This window comes from Streptomyces sp. 71268 (genome assembly GCF_029392895.1).
Taxonomy (GTDB): Bacteria; Actinomycetota; Actinomycetes; order Streptomycetales; family Streptomycetaceae; genus Streptomyces.
This window is the reverse complement of record NZ_CP114200.1, coordinates 6,485,191-6,503,005: the sequence shown is the minus strand read 5'-3', so window position 1 is coordinate 6,503,005 and position 17,815 is coordinate 6,485,191. Positions and strand designations below refer to the sequence as shown.

Annotated in this window: 14 protein-coding genes; 10 read left to right on the top strand and 4 right to left on the bottom strand. The window is 75.2% G+C overall.

What is annotated here, in order from left to right; translation table 11 throughout:
- Nucleotides 1-32 precede the first annotated feature (32 nt).
- A complete protein-coding gene (gene sucB, locus OYE22_RS25875; RefSeq protein WP_277322631.1) occupies nt 33-1,823 on the top strand; it encodes a 2-oxoglutarate dehydrogenase, E2 component, dihydrolipoamide succinyltransferase in 1,791 nt (596 codons plus the stop codon).
- Between the two features lie 242 nt (nt 1,824-2,065).
- Nucleotides 2,066-2,689, top strand: a complete 624-nt coding sequence (locus OYE22_RS25870; protein WP_176161228.1) for a GntR family transcriptional regulator — start codon at nt 2,066-2,068, stop codon at nt 2,687-2,689.
- A 101-nt stretch (nt 2,690-2,790) separates the two neighbouring features.
- Here the strand turns inward: OYE22_RS25870 and OYE22_RS25865 are convergent, their stop codons facing one another.
- Nucleotides 2,791-2,967 carry a hypothetical protein gene (locus OYE22_RS25865; RefSeq protein WP_277322630.1) on the bottom strand — a complete coding sequence of 59 codons (177 nt, stop codon included), beginning with the start codon at nt 2,965-2,967 and terminating at the stop codon, nt 2,791-2,793.
- A gap of 245 nt (nt 2,968-3,212) precedes the next feature.
- On the opposite strand from OYE22_RS25865, the gene OYE22_RS25860 reads away from it, so the two are divergent.
- The 4 genes from OYE22_RS25860 (at nt 3,213) to OYE22_RS25845 (ending at nt 9,313) form a co-directional block, all read left to right on the top strand.
- Complete coding sequence (locus tag OYE22_RS25860; protein ID WP_277322629.1) at nt 3,213-4,391, top strand: sensor histidine kinase; 1,179 nt, start codon at nt 3,213-3,215, stop codon at nt 4,389-4,391.
- The gene (locus tag OYE22_RS25855; protein ID WP_277322628.1) at nt 4,388-5,044 is read left to right on the top strand and encodes a response regulator transcription factor; all 657 of its coding nucleotides are present in this window, start codon (nt 4,388-4,390) and stop codon (nt 5,042-5,044) included. The genes OYE22_RS25860 and OYE22_RS25855 overlap by 4 nt, the downstream gene beginning before the upstream one ends.
- Nucleotides 5,045-5,392: 348 nt before the next feature.
- Nucleotides 5,393-8,137, top strand: a complete 2,745-nt coding sequence (gene aceE / locus OYE22_RS25850; protein WP_277322627.1) for a pyruvate dehydrogenase (acetyl-transferring), homodimeric type — start codon at nt 5,393-5,395, stop codon at nt 8,135-8,137.
- 210 nt (nt 8,138-8,347) lie between these two features.
- Nucleotides 8,348-9,313 (top strand): WYL domain-containing protein, encoded by a 966-nt coding sequence (locus OYE22_RS25845; RefSeq protein ID WP_277322626.1) that lies wholly within the window; start codon nt 8,348-8,350, stop codon nt 9,311-9,313.
- 88 nt (nt 9,314-9,401) lie between these two features.
- Here the strand turns inward: OYE22_RS25845 and OYE22_RS25840 are convergent, their stop codons facing one another.
- Entirely contained in the window at nt 9,402-10,364 is a 963-nt protein-coding gene (locus OYE22_RS25840) for an SDR family oxidoreductase (protein WP_277322625.1), read from the bottom strand.
- 229 nt (nt 10,365-10,593) lie between these two features.
- Here OYE22_RS25840 and OYE22_RS25835 point away from each other — a divergent pair, with 229 nt between their 5' ends.
- Complete coding sequence (locus tag OYE22_RS25835) at nt 10,594-11,121, top strand: DUF4240 domain-containing protein (protein ID WP_277324323.1); 528 nt, start codon at nt 10,594-10,596, stop codon at nt 11,119-11,121.
- Between the two features lie 64 nt (nt 11,122-11,185).
- On the opposite strand, the gene OYE22_RS25830 is transcribed toward OYE22_RS25835, so the two are convergent.
- Nucleotides 11,186-11,677 (bottom strand): GNAT family N-acetyltransferase, encoded by a 492-nt coding sequence (locus OYE22_RS25830; RefSeq protein WP_277324322.1) that lies wholly within the window; start codon nt 11,675-11,677, stop codon nt 11,186-11,188.
- A gap of 314 nt (nt 11,678-11,991) precedes the next feature.
- Between OYE22_RS25830 and OYE22_RS25825 the strand changes: the two genes are divergently transcribed.
- Both OYE22_RS25825 and OYE22_RS25820 read left to right on the top strand, forming a co-directional pair.
- Nucleotides 11,992-12,885: a TIGR01777 family oxidoreductase gene (locus OYE22_RS25825; protein WP_277322624.1), complete on the top strand. Its 894-nt coding sequence runs from the start codon at nt 11,992-11,994 to the stop codon at nt 12,883-12,885.
- Nucleotides 12,886-13,301: 416 nt separating this feature from the next.
- Complete coding sequence (locus OYE22_RS25820; RefSeq protein ID WP_277322623.1) at nt 13,302-14,618, top strand: FAD-dependent oxidoreductase; 1,317 nt, start codon at nt 13,302-13,304, stop codon at nt 14,616-14,618.
- Between the two features lie 171 nt (nt 14,619-14,789).
- Here the strand turns inward: OYE22_RS25820 and OYE22_RS25815 are convergent, their stop codons facing one another.
- Nucleotides 14,790-16,415, bottom strand: coding sequence for a regulator (locus tag OYE22_RS25815; protein WP_277322622.1), 1,626 nt, complete (start codon nt 16,413-16,415; stop codon nt 14,790-14,792).
- A gap of 564 nt (nt 16,416-16,979) precedes the next feature.
- Between OYE22_RS25815 and lipB the strand changes: the two genes are divergently transcribed.
- On the top strand, nt 16,980-17,789 hold the full coding sequence (gene lipB / locus OYE22_RS25810) for a lipoyl(octanoyl) transferase LipB (protein WP_277322621.1): 810 nt from the start codon (nt 16,980-16,982) through the stop codon (nt 17,787-17,789).
- Nucleotides 17,790-17,815 lie beyond the last annotated feature (26 nt).

The following is a 17,815-nucleotide window of genomic DNA, read 5'->3' as shown; positions in this document are numbered from 1 at the left end:
CATCCGCAAGATCGTTAGGAGCAACCGAAACCATGGCGGTTTCCGTAACCCTGCCGGCGCTCGGCGAGAGCGTCACCGAGGGCACCGTCACCCGCTGGCTCAAGGCCGAGGGTGAGCGCGTCGAGGCCGACGAGCCCCTGCTCGAGGTCTCGACCGACAAGGTCGACACCGAAATCCCGGCCCCCGCGGCCGGTGTCCTCAGCTCCATCAAGGTGGCCGAGGACGAGACCGTCGAGGTCGGCGCCGAACTGGCCGTCATCGACGACGGCTCCGGCGCCCCCGCCGAGGCCCCCGCCGCAGAGGCGGCCCCGGCCCAGGAGCAGGCCCCGGCCGAGGAGCCGGCCCAGGCCGCCGCCCCGGCCCAGGACCAGGCCCCGCAGGCCGAGGCGGCCCCCGCGGGCTCGGCCGAGGGCACCGCGGTCACGCTGCCGGCGCTCGGCGAGTCCGTGACCGAGGGCACCGTCACGCGCTGGCTCAAGTCGGTGGGCGACTCCGTCGAGGAGGACGAGCCGCTGCTCGAGGTCTCCACCGACAAGGTCGACACCGAGATCCCGGCGCCGGCCTCCGGCACCCTGCTGGAGATCGTCATCGGCGAGGACGAGACCGCCGAGGTCGGTGCCAAGCTGGCCGTCATCGGTGCCGCGGGCGCTGCCCCGGCCGCCGCTCCGGCGGCGCCCGCCGAGGCTCCGGCCCCGGCCGCCGCCCCGGCCCAGCCCGCCCCGCAGGCGGCCCCGGCTCCGGCTCCGCAGGCGCCGTCGGCCCCCGCCCCGCAGGCCGCGACGCCGGCCCCGGTCGCTCCGGACCCGGCCCCGGCCGCTCCGGCGCCCGCGCCGGCCCCGGCCGCCGCCCCCGCCGCTTCGGCGCCCGCCGCCTCGACCGGTGGCGACGCCGAGGGCGCGTACGTCACGCCGCTGGTGCGCAAGCTCGCCGCGGAGAGCGGCGTCGACCTGTCCACGGTCAAGGGCACCGGCGTCGGTGGCCGCATCCGCAAGCAGGACGTCGTGGACGCCGCTGCCGCCGCCAAGGCCGCGCAGCAGGCCGCCCCGGCCGCGGCTCCGGCCGCCGCCGCGCCGAAGGCCCCGGCCCTCGAGGTCTCCCCGCTGCGCGGGCAGACCGTCAAGATGCCGCGCATCCGCAAGGTCATCGGCGACAACATGATGAAGGCGCTGCACGAGCAGGCGCAGCTCTCCAGCGTGGTCGAGGTGGATGTCACCAAGATCATGAAGCTGCGGGCCCGCGCGAAGGACGCGTTCGCGCAGCGCGAGGGCGTCAAGCTCTCGCCGATGCCGTTCTTCGTCAAGGCCGCAGTGCAGGCGCTGAAGGCGTACCCGACCGTCAACGCCCGGATCAACGAGGCCGACGGCACGATCACCTACTTCGACACCGAGAACGTCGGTATCGCGGTGGACGCCGAGAAGGGCCTGATGACCCCGGTCATCAAGGGCGCCGGTGACCTGAACCTGGCCGGCATCGCCCGTAAGACGGCGGAGCTGGCGGGCAACGTGCGGGCCAACAAGATCAGCCCGGACGACCTGGCGGGCGCGACGTTCACGATCAGCAACACCGGCTCGCGCGGCGCGCTGTTCGACACGATCATCGTGCCGCCGAACCAGGTGGCGATCCTGGGCATCGGTGCGACCGTCAAGCGCCCCGTGGTCATCGACCACCCGGAGCTGGGCGAGACCATCGCCGTGCGCAACATGGCCTTCCTGACGCTCTCCTACGACCACCGCCTGGTGGACGGCGCCGACGCCGCCCGCTACCTGGGGGCCGTGAAGGCGATCCTGGAGGCCGGCGAGTTCGAGGTCGAGCTCGGCCTGTGAACGACGCCGCGCTGACGCGGTAACCCGGCGGCCCCGGTTCACCTCGGTGAACCGGGGCCGCCGCCGTTCGCGCGCGGGCGCGCGTACGCGCCGGCCGGGCCGTGGCGGGCCGGCCCCGCGCGGTGCGAACTGGCGCCGGGCGTGTGACGGGGCTCGGCCGGTGGCCGCGATACCGGGATAATGGCCGACGTTTCCGCGCGCCCCGTACGAGCGCGCGGTGCGCGACCCCGAGGAGCACCTTCATGACCCCGCCAGTCGTCCACTCGCTGCGCGAGCAGATCCGCGAGCACATCCTGGAAGGGATCATCAGCGGGCGATGGCAGCCGGGCGAGCGGATCGTGGAACGGCACATCGCCGTGGAGCTGGAGGTCAGCCAGACCCCGGTGCGCGAGGCCCTGCGCGAGCTGGAGTCGCTCCGTCTGATCGAGTCGGCCCCCAACAAGGGCGTACGCGTACGCAGTCTGACCGCCGCCGACCTCAAGGAGAGCTATCCGGTACGGGCCGGGCTCGAACAGGTGGCTGCGGAGCTGGCCGCGGGCAAGCTGGCCGCCGACACCACGGCCCTGGAGCGCGAGGTGGCGGCGCTGTGCGAGGCGGACCGGGCCCCGGACGGTGAGGCGCAGGTCAGGCATACGGTGGCCTTCCACCGCGAGATCGTCCTGGCGTCCGGCAACAGCGTCCTGCTGCACACCTGGGAGTCACTGGGCGTCGAGGTGTGGACCACGCTGTCCATCCGCTGGCTGAGCCCCGAGCCGCGCTCCCACGCCCAGGAGCACCAGGAACTCGTGGACGCCTTCCGCCGCCGCGACCCGGCCATCGGCGAACTGCTACGCACGCACGTGCTGAGCTGCGCGCCCCGGCTGTGAGCGGATCGGTTCGACTGGGACCGGTTCGGCTGGGATCGGTTCCGCTCGGCGGTGATCGGTTTGGCGGTCATCGGTTCGGCCGTGGTCCGGCGCGCGGCCGGTCACGGGCGGCGTCCGGACGCGAAGGCCATGGCGATGATCACCGCGAGCAGCAGCCAGACCATGGGCACGTTTCCTCCTACGGGGTGCGCGGGGCGGTGACCGGCGCGCGGCAGCGGGGCGGTCACGCGCCGGAGCCCCGCCGGCGCTCGGGCGGCGGCGCCCCGGTGAGTGGTCACGGGTTCACGGTGCCGCGCCCGCCGCCCGCGCGGCATCGGGCCGGCGGCGACAACGCGGGGCGCCGGAGGTAGCCCACGGGCGTACGCCCCCGGGCCGATGCCCCGGCGCGGCGGCGGACCGTACGATCCCGCCATGCCTGACACCGCGCGCCACGAGCGCGCCCGCCCGCCCCGGTCGGCCCCCCGCCCCGGCACCCGCCCCAGACGCCGCGCCCGGCGGGCCGGGCCGACGCGCCCGGTCCGTCGTGGTGACGGTGCTGGCCTGGGGCGGGGCCCTGGTGTACCCGCTGGTCCTGTTCGCGGTAGCGCAGGCGGAGCCGCGCCAGACGGTGGCGGTGCGGGTCATGCTCCTGGTGGTCGCCACCCTGCTGCCGCTGTCGCTGCTGCGGCGCGGCCCGGTGGTGGCGCTGCCGCTGATGCTGGCGGGCACGCTCGCCGCGTCGACGCCGCCGGAGATCAGCTGGGAGATCGTCTACCTGCTGGTCCTGGTGGACGACGTGGCGCTCGGCTACGTCGCGGCGCGCAGGTCGCGCCGTGTGAGCCTGTCGATGGCGGCGCTGACCCTGCTGACGCACGTCACCGTCGTGTCGACCGGGGCACGCGCGAACGACGACGCCCTCAACGCCTCCACGCTGGTCACGCTGACCGTCCTGGTGGCGTGGACGAGCGGGCGGCGGCTGCGCGAGCGCCGCGAGCACGCCGCCGCGCTGCGCGACCAGGCCGCCGCCCGGGCCGTCACCGCCGAGCGGCTGCGCATCGCCCGCGAGTTGCACGACATGATCGCGCACAGCATTGGTGTGATCGCCATCCAGGCGGGCGTGGGCGGTCGGGTCATCGACTCCCAGCCCGCCGAGGCCCGCAAGGCCCTGTCCGTCATCGAGGACACCAGCCGGGAGACGCTCGCCGGGCTGCGCCGGACGCTGGTCGCGCTGCGCCGCGACGAGTCGGATACCGGTGGCGCGGTCGGCCCCCGTGAGCCCGCCCCCGGCCTGGACGACCTGGGCAAGCTCGCCGCGACGACGGCGGACGCGGGCGTGCGGGTCGAACTGCGGTGGGAGGGGACGCGCAGGCCGCTGCCGGCCGACATCGACCTGGCGGGCTACCGGATCGTGCAGGAGGCCCTCACCAACGTCATCCGGCACGCGCGGACGGACGCCTGCCGGGTGACCGTCTCCTACCAGCAGGCGGCGGTGGCGGTCGAGGTGACCGACGCCGGACGCGGCGGCACCGTCGGGCCCGGCGCCGGGCTCGGGATCGTCGGCATGCGGGAGCGAGCCGCCCTGCTGGGGGGCCGCTTCACGGCGGGCCCGCGACCGGGGGGCGGGTTCACGGTGGCGGCCGTGCTGCCGGAGCCGGATGGTTGGGGGGCCGGGGGTACGGCGGGTTCGGGCGCGGCGGCGGTGGCGACGGGGGTGGCGGGATGAGCGTGCGCGTCGTACTGGCCGACGACCAGCCGCTGGTGCGGACCGGCCTGCGGGTGCTGATGGCCGACACGCCGGACATCGTCGTGGTGGGCGAGGCCGCGACCGGCGCGGAGGCGGTGCGGCTGGCCGCCGAGGTCGCGCCCGACGTGGTGGTGATGGACATCCGGATGCCGGAGCTGAACGGCATCGAGGCGACCCGGCGGCTCACGGCCGACCAGCCGGGCGTCCGCAGCCTCATCCTCACCACCTTCGATGACGACGACTCCGTGTACGCCGCGCTGCGGGCCGGGGCCAGCGGGTTCCTCGTCAAGGACATGGCGTTGGAGGCGATCCTGGACGCCATCCGGGTGGTCGCCGCCGGGGACGGGCTGATCGCCCCGAGCGTGACCCGCCGGCTGATCGAGGAGTTCGCGGGCCGCCCCGAGCCCACGCCGCCGCCCCCGCCGCCGAGCGGGATCACCGACCGGGAGCGCGAGGTGCTGACCCTCGTCGGCCGGGGACTGTCGAACGCGGAGATCGCCGACGAGCTGTGCATCGCCGTCGCCACCGCCAAGGCGCACGTGGCCCGGCTGTTCACCAAGCTCGGCGCCCGCGACCGGGTGCACCTGGTCATCGCCGCGTACGAGGCGGGCCTGGTCGCCCCGACACGCTGAACCGCGCCGCCGCGCCCGGGTGACCCGCCCGTGCCGGGCACCGGCCGGCGGTACGGCGCGTGGTGCGGGGCGCGGTACGCGGCGCGGCGGCCCGGCGCGGGGGCGCGCCCGGCGGGGTCCCGCGCGGCGCCCGCTGGCCCTCCCCGGGGCCTTCGCCGAGAGCGCGAACGGCGTTTCGCCACCGCGCAGTTGCGGCACGCAGTGCCGGCGTTGGCGACACCGCGTGCCGACTTTTGCGCTTTCGCCCGAGAACCATTGATCGATCATCGATCACAGACGTATCGTCGAACGCGGGGTGCGACCCCTGCCTGCCGCTCTTGCCTTCACTCGTCCGGAAAGGGGCCACCCATGCCCGACGCCGTACGCCCGCCGTACAGCCAGCTCGACCAGCTCCCGGACCGGGACCCGCAGGAGACGGCGGAGTGGCGCGAGTCGCTCGACGCCGTGACCAAGGCGGCGGGCCCGCACCGGGCCGCGTACCTGCTGCGCCGCACCCTGGAGCACGCCGCGCGCCCGGACGCCCCGCGAGGCCTGGACCTGGCCCCGCTCCAGGAGACCGACTACGTCAACACGATCCCCACCGCCGCCGAGCCCGCCTATCCGGGCGACGAGGCGCTGGAGGCCCGGATCACGGCGTGGAACCGGTGGAACGCCGCCGCGATGGTCACCCGCGGCGCGCGGTTCGGCCTCGGTGGGCACATCGCCACCTTCGCCTCCGCCGCCTGGCTGTACGAAACCGGCTTCCAGCACTTCTTCCGCGGCAAGGAGGGCGACCAGTCCGGCGACCAGCTCTACCTGCAGGGCCACGCGTCGCCCGGCATCTACGCCCGCGCGTTCCTCGACGGCCGGCTCGGCGAGGCGCAGCTCGACCGGTTCCGGCAGGAGGCGGCGGGCAACGCGGGCGGGCTGCCGTCCTACCCGCACCCGCGCCGGCTGCCCTGGCTGTGGGAGTTCCCCACGGTCTCGATGGGCCTCGGCCCGCTCTCGGCGATCTACCAGGCTCGGTTCAACCGGTACCTGGAGCACCGGGGCATCAAGGACACCTCCGGCTCCCGGGTGTGGGCCTTCCTCGGCGACGGCGAGATGGACGAGCCCGAGTCGACCGCCGCCCTCGCGCTGGCCGGCCGGGAGGGGCTGGACAACCTCACCTTCGTCATCAACTGCAACCTCCAGCGCCTCGACGGCCCGGTACGGCCCAACTTCAAGATCGTGCAGGAGCTCGAGGCGCAGTTCCGCGCCGCCGGGTGGAACGTCGTCAAGGCGCTGTGGGGCGCCGCGTGGGACGAGGTGCTGGCGCGGGACACCGAGGGCGCGCTGCTCCGCAGGCTGCGCGAGGTGCCGGACGCCCAGTTCCAGACGTACGCGACGCGTGACGCGGGCTATGTGCGCGAGCACTTCTTCGGCGGCGAGCCCGCGCTCGCCGCGCTCGGCCGCGAGCTGACCGACGCCAAGCTGCTGGAGCTGTTCCAGACCTCGCGCGCCGGGCACGAGCCGCGCAAGGTGTACGCCGCCTACCGGGCGGCCGTCGAGCACCGTGGGGCCCCGACGGTGATCCTGGCGCAGACCGTCAAGGGGTACACCCTCGGCCCGGGCTTCGAGTCCCGCAACGCCAACCACCAGATGAAGAAGCTCACGGGCAAGGAGTTCCGCGCCATGCGGGACCTGCTGGAGCTGCCCATCCCGGACAGCGCGCTGAGCGGCGACCTCGTGCCGTACTGGCACCCCGGTCAGGACTCCCCCGAGGTGCGCTACCTGCACGAGCGCCGCGCCGCGCTCGGCGGCCCCGCCCCGGCCCGGAAGGTGGTCGCGAGGCCCCTGCCGGCCCCCGCGCAGAAGCCGTTCGAGGCGCTGTACAAGGGCTCGGGCACCCAGGAGATCGCCACCACGATGGCGTTCGTCCGGCTGGTCAAGGACCTCATGCGGGACAAGGAGACCGGCCACCGCTGGGTGCCGATCGTGCCGGACGAGGCGCGCACCTTCGGCATGGAGTCGCTGTTCCCGTCGGCCGGGATCTACTCGCCGGTCGGTCAGACGTACGACCCGGTCGACCGCGATCAGCTCCTGTACTACAAGGAGGCCAAGAACGGTCAGATCCTCAACGAGGGCATCACCGAGGCGGGTTCGCTGGCCGACTTCACCGCGGCGGCGACGTCGTACGCCACGCACGCCGAGCCGATGATCCCGTTCTACATCTTCTACTCGATGTTCGGCTGGCAGCGCACGGCGGACCAGTTCTGGGCGCTGGCCGACCAGTTGGGCCGCGGCTTCGTCATCGGCGCCACCGCCGGCCGCACCACGATGACCGGCGAGGGACTCCAGCACGCGGACGGCCACTCGCACCTGATCGCCTCCACCAACCCGGCGGCGATCTCGTACGACCCGGCGTTCGCCTACGAGGTGGCGGTGATCGTCAAGGAGGGGCTGCGTCGGATGTACCGCCCCGAGGCGGGCGAGGACCCCGACGTCTTCTACTACCTGACGGTCTACAACGAGACCAAGGTGCAGCCGCCGATGCCCGAGGGCGTCGAGGAGGGCATCATCAAGGGCCTCTACCGCTACCGGCCGGCCGACGAACAGGCCGCGGCGGCATCGGCCGCGGCAAGCACCGGCGCGCCCACCACCGACGGTGGTGGCCCGCCGCGCCTGCAACTCCTGGCCTCCGGTACGGCCATCCACTGGGCCCTGGACGCCCAGCGGTTGCTGGCCGATGACTGGGGAGTCGCCGCCGACGTGTGGTCGGCACCCTCATGGACCGAGTTGCGCCGCGACGCCCTGTCCTGCGATGCGGCGCAGCTCAAGGGCGAGGATCGGGTCCCGTACGTCACCCGTGCCCTGGCCGGCGCACCGGGCCCGGTCCTCGCCGTCAGCGACTGGATGCGGTCGGTTCCCGACCAGATAGCGCCCTGGGTGGAGCAGGACTGGACCTCGATCGGCACGGACGGCTTCGGCCTCTCCGACACCCGCGAGGCCGTCCGCCGCCACTTCGGCGTCGACCCCCAGTCCGTGACCGTGGCGGCGCTCGCCGCGCTGGCCAAGCGCGGGGAGGTCAAGCCGGAGACGGTCCGCGAGGCCGTGGAGCGGTACGGGCTCTGACGCTTCGCGACGGGCGGGCCGGCCCGCGCCACCGGCCCACCCGCCCTCCCGGTGGCCGTCCCCGGGTAACCCGTGCCCGGGGCGGCCCTCCCGTACGGACCGCGCTCGGGCCAGCCCGCTCCCCTATCGGTCACGTCCCACCGGCCCGCTCCCCCGGGCCGGCGGGACGCGACGACCGCGACTGTCAGTGGCCGCGTGCATCATGAGCCCATGCGCGCGGCCCGACTGATCAAGATGGTGTTGCTGCTCCAATCCCGGGCCCAGATGACGGGGGCGGAGCTGGCGGAGGAGTTGGAGGTTTCGGAGCGGACGGTGGCCAGGGACGTACTGGCCCTCTCCGAGGCCGGCGTCCCGATCTACGCGGACCGGGGCCGGGCCGGCGGGTACCGCCTCATCGGCGGCTACCGCACCCGGCTGACCGGCCTCGGCCGCACGGAGGCGGAGGCACTCTTCCTGTCCGGGGTGCCGTCGGCGCTGCGCGAGATGGGCCTCGCGGACGCCGCCTCCGCGGCCCGGCTGAAGGTGTCGGCCGCCCTGCTGCCCGAGCTGAGCGACGCGGCGGACGGCGCGGCCCAGCGCTTCCACCTGGACGCCCCGGCCTGGTACCACGCGCCGAGCACCCCCGAGCTGCTCCCGGTGATCGCCGACGCGGTGTGGGACGACCGACGGCTCACCGGCCGCTACCGCCGGAGCGGCGGCGAGGTGGAGCGCGAGCTGGAGCCGTACGGGCTCGTGCTCAAGGCGGGGGTCTGGTATCTGGCGGCGCGCGCGGACGCCTCGTGGCGGGTCTACCGCGTCGACCGGTTCACGGCCGTCGAGCCGTCCGGAGAGCGGTTCGAGCGCGACGCCTCCTTCGAGCTGCCCGCCTTCTGGGCGGACCGCGCGGCGGAGTTCCTGCGCTCGATCCTGCGCGCGGAGGTCGTGCTCCGCCTGTCGGAGCGCGGCGTCCGGCTGCTGCCGCTCCGTACGGACGCTGGCACGGCCCGGGAGTCGATCGCCGCGGCGGCCGACCCCGACCCGCGAGGTTGGATCACGGTCACCCTGCCCGTCGAGACGCTGGACGTCGCCTACGAGCAGCTCCTCGGGCTCGGCCCGGAGTGCGAGGTCGTCGAGCCCCCCGCGCTGCGCGCACGCATGGCCGAGGCCCTGGCCCAGGCGGCGGCGCGCTACGCCTGACGCCGGCCCGGCGCGCCGCTCACCCCGCTCCCCCGCGCCCCGCTCACCCGCATCGCGTACCGCGCACCGCCGTGGCGCGCGCCGCGCCCTACCGGTAGTCCTCGACCGATCCCTCCTTCTTGCCGAAGACCAGGTCGCGGAAGTAGCCGAAGCAGTCAGGCTGGGAGCCGTCGGTGTCGCGGAAGTCGTAGACCCTGGCCAGTTCGCCGCTGGAGAGCGAGGCGCCGTTCCAGCGGGCCCGGTCCTCGTCGCTGGCGAGCGCGGCCACCGCCTTGCCGATGAGCGCCGGGGACTCGGCGATGGCGAAGTGCGGTTCCCGCGCGATGGCGTCGCGCCAGTTCTCCTCGGTGACCCCGAAGTGGTCGAGCATCTCCTCCGACCGCAGGAAGCCGGGCGACATGCTGACGGCCGTGCCGCCGTGCTCCTTCAACTCCTCCGCGACCCCGAACGCGGCCCGGATCGGCACGTTCTTGGCGATGTCGAAGAAGAGGTTGCCCCGGTAGGTGGCGTTGAAGTCGGCGGTGCCGTCGGTCATCTCGACGACCAGGCCACCGGGCCGCCGGATCAGCAGCGGGAGCAGGTGGTGGAGGGTGATCAGGTGCGAGTCGATGCCGAGCCGCAGCATCCGCAGCCCCTTGTCGAGGTCCACCTCCCACGCCTTGGTGTCGAACTCGATCAGCCGGTCGCCGCCCCAGACGCCGTTGACGAGGATGTCGAGCCGCCCGTGCCCGTCGTCGACGCGCCGCGCGAGGGCCCGTACCTGTTCCGGCTCCAGGTGGTCGGTGCGGACGGCGATGCCCGTGCCGCCGGCCGCCGTGACCAGTTCGGCGGTCTCCTCGATGGTCTCGGTCGCCCGGCCCACCTCGCTCAGCCGGACCCCGGCGCCGTCGTCGCCGCGCGTGGTGCGCCCCGTGACGTACACGGTCGCGCCCGCCTCGCCAAGGGCGATGGCGATCGCCCGGCTCGCGCCACGGGTCGCCCCCGCCACCAGTGCGATCTTGTCCGACAGCGCGCGCCCGCCCTGGGTGTTCACGTGTCCTCGTCCCTTCATCGGTGCCAAACGTTGTTGCCGTGGATGACTGTGTCGGGGAAAGGAGTCATCTCCTGTCGTGATTGCCGAGGATTTCGCGGGCGTACGCCGTCGCGCGGCGGTCGGACGAATCACGGCGGTCGTACGAACTGGGAAATAACGGACCGACCCCGTGCGCGGTAACGACACAGCCGCATCCGGGGCGCTCGGCGTGCACGGCCATGGCGCAGGGCCGATGCTGGTCCCTGTGATGGACGAGACGGAGTTCTGGGCACTGATCGACGCCTCGCGCGAGGCCGCGGACGGCGACCCCGAGTACCAGGCGGACCTGCTCATCGACCAGTTGCTGCGACTCGACCCGGACTCCGTGGCCGACTTCGCGCGCCACTTTGAGGCGCGCTACCACCGCGCCTACCGCTGGGACCTGTGGGGCGCCGCCACCGTGTTGCTGGACGACGCGAGCGAGGACGTGTTCGACGACTTCCGCTGCTGGCTGATCGGGCAGGGCAGGGAGGTCTTCGAGGGGGCGCTGCACGAGCCCGACGACCTGGCGCGGCTGCTGGCCGACTTCGACCCGCGCGCGGACGGTGACGCGGAGGACCTGGGCTACGCGGCGGACGAGGCGTACGAGCAGCTCACCGGCCTCGAAACGCCCGACCTCGGCCTTCCCGAGCCGCCGGGCGAGCCGGCCGGCCCCGCCCTCCCGCTGCGCGACGACAAGGCGCTCGCGGACCGCTTCCCGCTGCTGTGGGACCGGTTCCGGGGCGCGGGCGGCTGACCCCCGAAGCTACGACCCGCCTCCCGAGGGGCGGGCCCGACGCCTCACAGGGCGCGCCCCGGCCTCACAGGGCGCGCCCCATCAGCACGTCGTCCACGTACGCGCCCGCGAGCAGGAACTCCCCGGGCAGCACGCCCTCCACGGCGAACCCCTCGGACGCGTACAGCTTCCGGGCCGCGTCGTTGTGCCCCAGCACGCGCAGCGTGAGCCGCGTGGCGCCTTCCGCACGCGCCTGGGCGCACGCCGCGCGCAGCAGGGCGCGCGCCGCGCCACGCCCCCGGGCCCCGTCGTCGACGGCGAGCCCCAGGATCTGCCGTACGTGGGCGTTGGACGCCAGTGGCGTCGGCGGGCACAGCCGGATGTAGCCGGCGACCCGGCCGTCCACCTCGACCACCAGGTACTGCGCCGGCGGGCCCTGGTCGTCGAAGAACGGCTGGCCCGGGTCCCTCGACGGCGCGGGCGCGGGCGAGTGCACCGTGGACCACACGCGCCGGTCGATGGCGGCCAGCGCCTCCCCGTCGGCCCGCCGCGCGGGCCGCACCACCACACCCGCCACGGGCGCCGGCCCACCCGTCGCGACGGGCTCGGCCGACGCGACGGCCACGGCGGACTCGGCCGGCACACCAGGCACAGCGGGCTCGGCCGGCGCGCCAGGCACAGTGAGCTTGGCCGGCGCGGCGGGTGCGGAGCGGGCGGATACGGGCGGGTCGGCCGGGGGGCGCGGCGGGCGCGGGTTCGCACATGTGGATCACTGTGCCACCGGGCCCCGGCCCCCGGCACCCCCGGGCCGCTCGCGGATGTGCCCGGCCCGACCGCCGCGCGGCGCCCACCCGCCTGTCCGGGCACATCGCCGGGCCGATCGGGGGCAGGATGGCGGGCATGCGTATTGCAGTCACCGGTGCGTCCGGCCTCATCGGCTCCGCGCTCGCCCACGCGTTGCGGGGCGACGGCCACCACGTCGTACGCCTCGTACGACGTGCCCCACGCACCGACCACGAGGTGGAGTGGGATCCACACCGGCAGTGGGTGGACGCCAGCGGGCTGATCGGCTGTGAGGCCGTCGTCCATCTGGCCGGCGCGGGCATCGGCGACCGGCGCTGGAGCGCGGCGCGCAAACGGGAGTTGCGGGACAGCCGGGTGCTGGGCACCGCCGCGATCGCCGAGGCCGTCGCGTCGCTCGACACCCCGCCCGCCGTGCTGGTCTCGGGCAGCGCCATCGGCGTCTACGGCGACACCGGGGACCGCCCGGTGGACGAGGACACCCCGCCCGGGCACGGCTTCCTGGCCGACCTGTGCCAGGAGTGGGAGGAGGCGGCGGAACCCGCCGTCGAGGCCGGCATCCGCACCGTGTACGCCCGCACCGGTCTGGTGGTGGCGCGCGGCGGCGGAGCCTGGGGGCGGATGTTCCCGCTGTTCCGGATGGGGCTCGGCGGCCGGCTCGGCACCGGCGACCAGTACTGGAGCTTCATCGCCCTGCGGGACGAGGTGGCGGCGCTGCGCCACGTCATCGCGACCGAGTCGCTGTCGGGCCCGGTGAACCTCACCGCGCCCGAGCCGGTCACCAACCGCGAGGTCACCGCCGCCATGGGGCGCGTGCTGCGCCGGCCCGCGAAGCTGGCCGTGCCCCGGCCCGCGCTGCGGCTCGCCCTCGGCGAACTCTCCACCGACGTTCTGAGCAGCCAACGCGTCCTCCCCCGGCGCCTGTTGGACACCGGGTTCAGCTTCGCCTTCCCACACATCGACGACGCGATCCGGGCCGCCTGAGCACGGGGCGGCGGACGGAGGCCGCCGGCGCGGCCCCGCCCACCACCGGCGCACGCTGACCCGGACCGCCACCACCCCGCCCGCCCGGCGCCGCCCACACCACCGGCTCCCCCGCGCCGCCGGCACCCGCGCGCCGCCGGCTTCCCCGCGCCCGCCGTGCCGTGCGCCGCGTGCCGCGTGCCGGCGGCGCGGGGCTCACGCCCGCGCGCCCTCGCGCCCCCGGCCCCACCACCGGTGCCCGCGCCGCCCGCCGGTACCACCCGACGCGCGTGCGACCGTCGTGCGACCGTGCTCGGTCGATGCGCGACTGCCGTCGCCCGGCTTTCTTTCTACCGTCGAGTTCGGTTCACGCATCGCCCTAGCCAGTTGAGGGCATCAGGCCCCAGATACATCGCAGCGACCTCGGGGAGGGGCACGTGCTCGGCAGCGCACGCCACACGGACGTCGTCATCGTCGGGGCCGGTCTGGCCGGCCTCGCCGCGGCTCACCAACTGACCAGCGCCGGGCTGACGGTGCGGGTCCTGGAGGCCGAACCCAGGGTCGGCGGGCGCATGACGACCGACGACATCGACGGATTCCGGCTCGACCGCACCGGCGAGTTCCTCAACACCTCCTTCCCCGAGCTGCGGCGCACGCCGGGGCTCGGGGAGCTGCCCCTGCGCCCGCTGTCGCCCGGCGTGCTGGTGCACGGCGAGGGCCGCACGCACCGGATGGGCGAGCCGCGCGGCGCCGGCGGCGCGTTCACCACGGCGCGCGCGCTGGCGACGGCGGCCCGCGCGCCGCGCGCCGGCGGGCTCGACCAAGCCCGGCTCGGCGCCGCCCTCAGCCGGCTCGCGGCGGTGCCAACGCACCGGCTCCTCGCGCGCCCCGAGCGCCCGACCGCCGCGTCCCTGACGGTCCGTGGGCTGCCCTCGCGCACCATCGACGGCTTCCTGCGCCCCCTGCTGACGGCGCTGCTCTCCGACCCGGAGCTGATCACCTCAAGCCGCTGCGCCGATCTGGCGCTGCGCGGATACGCGCGCGGCCGGCTGTCGCTGGCCGCGGGCGGCGCCGCCGCGGTCCCGGAGCTGCTGGCGGCCCTGCTGCCGCCCGGGACGGTGCGCACCGGCGTACGCGCCGTCTCCACCTCCACCACCCGGGTGGCCACCGCCGAACACGGCGAGCTGAGCTGCCGTTCGGTGGTCGTGGCCACCGGCGCCAAGGCCGCGGCCGACCTGCTGCCCGGGCTGCGCCTGCCGGCCTTCCACCCGGTGACGGTGTTGCACTACGCGGCGCCGAGCGCGCCGTTGCGCGAGCCCGCGCTCGTGTTGGCCGGCGACCGGCGCGGCCCCGTCGCGTACACGATGGTGGCCAGCGAGGTGGACCCGGCGCGCAGCCGGCCGGGGCAGGCGCTCGTCACGGCGGTCGCGCTCGGCGCGGCGGCGACGGAGCCGGCCGGCACGCTGGAGCGCGCCGCGCGCGGCCAGCTCGCGCGCGTCTACGCCACCTCCACCCGCGACTGGCGGCTGCTCGCCGCCTTCCCCGACCCCTACGCGGTGCCGGCCATGCCCGCGCCGCACGACCTGCGCCGCCCGGTGCGGCTGCTGCACGGCCTGTACGTGTGCGGCGACCACCGCGACACCAGTTCGGCCCAGGGCGCGCTGCACTCCGGGCGCCGCGCGGCCCGGGAAGTCCTGCGCGACTTCGGCCTGAACCCGGGCTGCGACGCCACGCCTCTCAGCGCGGCCGCCTGACCGCCCGCGGGCCGGCCGGGGAGGCGGCGGCCGGCCCGCGGGAGCCACGTACGGCACGCGCGCGCCGGGTGGGTCGTGCAACCGCTCCCACTCGCGCCCGCGCCGCACCCGAACGCGGAACCGGCCGTACGACGCCTGTTCGACGCCCCTCTTCGTGCACGACGTCCCGGCTCACCCCAGGGCCGCCACCCGCTCCCGGTACCCGCGTACCGGGGCCGCGTCCCGGTACGGTTCGAGCCGGCGCTCGAAGTCGCGCACGTACTCCACCGCGCGCGCCGAGCGCATCTCCGCCGCCTGCTGGGCCGCCTCCGCGCCCAGCGCGCACGCCTGCTCCAGCTCGCCGAGCCCGAGCCGGGCCGTCGCCAGCACCACCCGGCAGAACACCCGGCTGCGCGCGAACCCCGCGCCGCGGAGCTGGAGCGAGCGCTCCGCGTGCTGGGCGGCGGCGCGGTACTGCTGGAGGTCGCGGTAGCAGTGCCCGAAGTCGTCGGCGAGCTGCGACTCGTCGAAGAAGCGCGCCCAGTACGGCACGTCGTCGCCCGGCCGCGCCGTCTCCAGCGCCCGTTCCGCCCGCGCCAGCGACGCCGTGCAGGCCCGGGCCTCGGACAGGACGGCGTGCCCGCGCGCCTCGGCGGCGTGCAACAGCGCCTGCACCACCGGCGGCGCCCCGGAGCCCACGCCCTGTTGCGCCACCCGCGCGAGCTGCACCGCCTCCCGGCCGTGGCCCAGGTAGACGGCCTGCCGGCTCATCGTGACCAGCACGTAGCTGCCGTACGCCCGGTCCCCCGCGGCCTGGGTCAGCCGCAGGGCCTGCACGAAGTAGCGCTGCGCCAGCCCGTGCGCGGCGATGTCGTACGAGGTCCAGCCGGCCAGCCGGGTCAGGTCCGCGATGGCGGCGAACAGGCGGCGCCCGATGGTCTCGCCGTAGCTGCCGCGCAGCATGGGCTCGCCCTCGTGCTCCAGGTAGCGCACCAGCGCCTGCCGGGCGTGGCCGCCGCCGTAGGCGTGGTCCAGCGCCCGGAAGAGTTCGCCGACCGAGCGCAGCGCGGCGATGTCGCCGGCGGTGACCCGGTGGCCCGGGCCCCGGTCGGTGCGGTCGGTGAGCCGCTGGCGCGGCACCGCGACCCGGTTCTGCAGCGGCACGCGCGCGTTGCCGACGCCCGCCACGGCGCCCGCGGCGCCGGCGACCGCCGGCTGTCCCGCGCCCGGCCCGCCGGGTGTGCCCGGTGCGCCGCCACGGCCGACCCCGCTGGGGGTGGGCCCGCCGGCGCGCGGTGCGCCGACGCCGGGTCGGCCGGCGCCCTCGGGCCCTGGCTGGCCCGGCCTGGTGGGGGCGGGGACGCCGCGGGCCACCCGGTCGTCGGCCCGTCCGATCAGCCAGTCCCGGCTGGGGACCACCAGACCGGCCGGCGTGAAGGCGATCTTCCGTAGTTCGCTGTGGCTGCCGGAGTCCTTCCGCCACAGTCCGCTGACAATGTCCACCGCCTCCTCCGGCGAGGACGCGAACTCCAGTCCCGCGTAGACCGGGGCGCACGCGTCGAGGCCGAGGTCCTGGGCGGACAGGCGCCTGCCGAGGCGGCGGGTGAAGACCTCGGCGATCAGTGCCGGGGTCGTGCCACGCGGCTGCTGCCCGCGTAGCCAGCGCGTTACCGACGTCTTGTCGTATCGCAGGTCAAGGCCGTGCTCAAGCCCGAGCTGGTCCACTCGCCGGGCGAGGCCCGCGTGCGAGAAACCGGCCTCGGCGATAAGCGCGGCGAGCTGACGGTTGGGGGTGTGCTGCGGGGATCGTTCCGTCATCAGCCTGCCGGTCTCCCTGATCGCATCGCTCTGTGGAACGGCGTGAATTTAGCGGTTGACAGTGCGCTACTCGCCAGCTTCGCCCCGCATTCATCCGATCGTGTGAGAAGCGATGAGATACGTAACGCCCAGCTCACGCCCGTTCGCTCCGGCGCAGGCCCGCCCGCCTCCCGCGTCCGGCAACGACCCCACCTCAGGCTTTGGCACGGCCTCGCCCCCGCCTCCACCCGGGCGCGGTCGAAACCCGGCCGACCACCGCCCCGGCCACGGCTCGAACTCGCCCCCGCCACTCCCCCCGCCCCACGCCGGCGTGCCCCGGTCCCGCCCGCCGCGCGGGCCGCCCCCCGCCCGCCCTCCGGCCCGCCTCCTGGCGCTCCCTTGGCCGCCCCCATCGCGCGCGCCGGTCGGCTCCCGGGCGCCGCGCGGCAGGCCGGCGCGGGCGGGGTCGCGCGCCCCACGCCCCGCGCCGGGCGGGCGCGTCCGACGGCCGCGTGCCGGCAGGTCGCGGCACCGCCGTACAGTGGCGGAGGCGAAACGGTTGCGAGTTTGTTCGAAGGAGCTGCCATGGGGCTTCCCCAGCCACACGGAGATCAGAGCGAGCTGCGCTTCGTCCACCTGGGATTCGGCGCGGACGCGGTCGAGTACCAGGAGGCTTGGCAAGAGCAGCGCCGGGTGCACTCGGCACGCTTCGCCGACGAGATCCCGGACACCTGCCTGCTCCTTGAGCACCCCGAGGTCTACACCGCGGGACGGCGCACGGCCGACAACGAACGCCCCCTGGACGGCACCCCCGTGGTGGACGTGGACCGCGGCGGCAAGATCACCTGGCACGGCCCCGGACAACTCGTCGGCTACCCCATCCTGAAGCTGCCGCGCCCGGTGGACGTGATCGCCCACGTACGGCGGCTGGAGGAGGCGCTGCTGCGCACCTGCGCGGAGCTGGGCGTGGAGACCACCCGCGTCGAGGGGCGCAGCGGCGTGTGGGTGCTCGGCGACCCGGTCGAGCAGCGCCCGGCCATCGGCGGCCTCGACCTGGACTTCGACCCGCGACTGACCGACGAGGAGTTCGACGCCCGGCTCAACGGCCCGGAGTACGCCCCCTCCAACGCGGGCCAGCGCCGCGAGGACCGCAAGCTGGCCGCCATCGGCGTACGCATCGCCAAGGGCGTGACCATGCACGGCTTCTCGCTGAACTGCAACCCGGACAACACGTCGTTCGACCGCATCGTGCCGTGCGGCATCCGCGACGCCGGCGTGACCTCCCTCTCCCACGAGCTGGGGCGCGACGTGACCGTCCTTGAGGTGCTCCCGCTGGTCGAGCGGCACCTGGCGGACGTGCTGGCCGAAAGCGTGCCGCTGCCCCGCGCTGTCTGAGGAATGCACCCCGCAGCTCGCGGGTT

Bases quoted from the DNA above. Each gene is read 5' to 3' on its own strand.
- sucB (WP_277322631.1), top strand. From the start codon at position 33: ATGGCGGTTTCCGTAACCCTGCCGGCGCTCGGCGAGAGCGTCACCGAG.
- OYE22_RS25870 (WP_176161228.1), top strand. From the start codon at position 2,066: ATGACCCCGCCAGTCGTCCACTCGCTGCGCGAGCAGATCCGCGAGCAC.
- OYE22_RS25855 (WP_277322628.1), top strand. From the start codon at position 4,388: ATGAGCGTGCGCGTCGTACTGGCCGACGACCAGCCGCTGGTGCGGACC.
- aceE (WP_277322627.1), top strand. From the start codon at position 5,393: ATGCCCGACGCCGTACGCCCGCCGTACAGCCAGCTCGACCAGCTCCCG.
- OYE22_RS25845 (WP_277322626.1), top strand. From the start codon at position 8,348: ATGCGCGCGGCCCGACTGATCAAGATGGTGTTGCTGCTCCAATCCCGG.
- OYE22_RS25840 (WP_277322625.1), bottom strand. From the start codon at position 10,364: ATGAAGGGACGAGGACACGTGAACACCCAGGGCGGGCGCGCGCTGTCG.
- OYE22_RS25835 (WP_277324323.1), top strand. From the start codon at position 10,594: ATGGACGAGACGGAGTTCTGGGCACTGATCGACGCCTCGCGCGAGGCC.
- OYE22_RS25825 (WP_277322624.1), top strand. From the start codon at position 11,992: ATGGCGGGCATGCGTATTGCAGTCACCGGTGCGTCCGGCCTCATCGGC.
- OYE22_RS25815 (WP_277322622.1), bottom strand. From the start codon at position 16,415: ATGACGGAACGATCCCCGCAGCACACCCCCAACCGTCAGCTCGCCGCG.
- lipB (WP_277322621.1), top strand. From the start codon at position 16,980: ATGGGGCTTCCCCAGCCACACGGAGATCAGAGCGAGCTGCGCTTCGTC.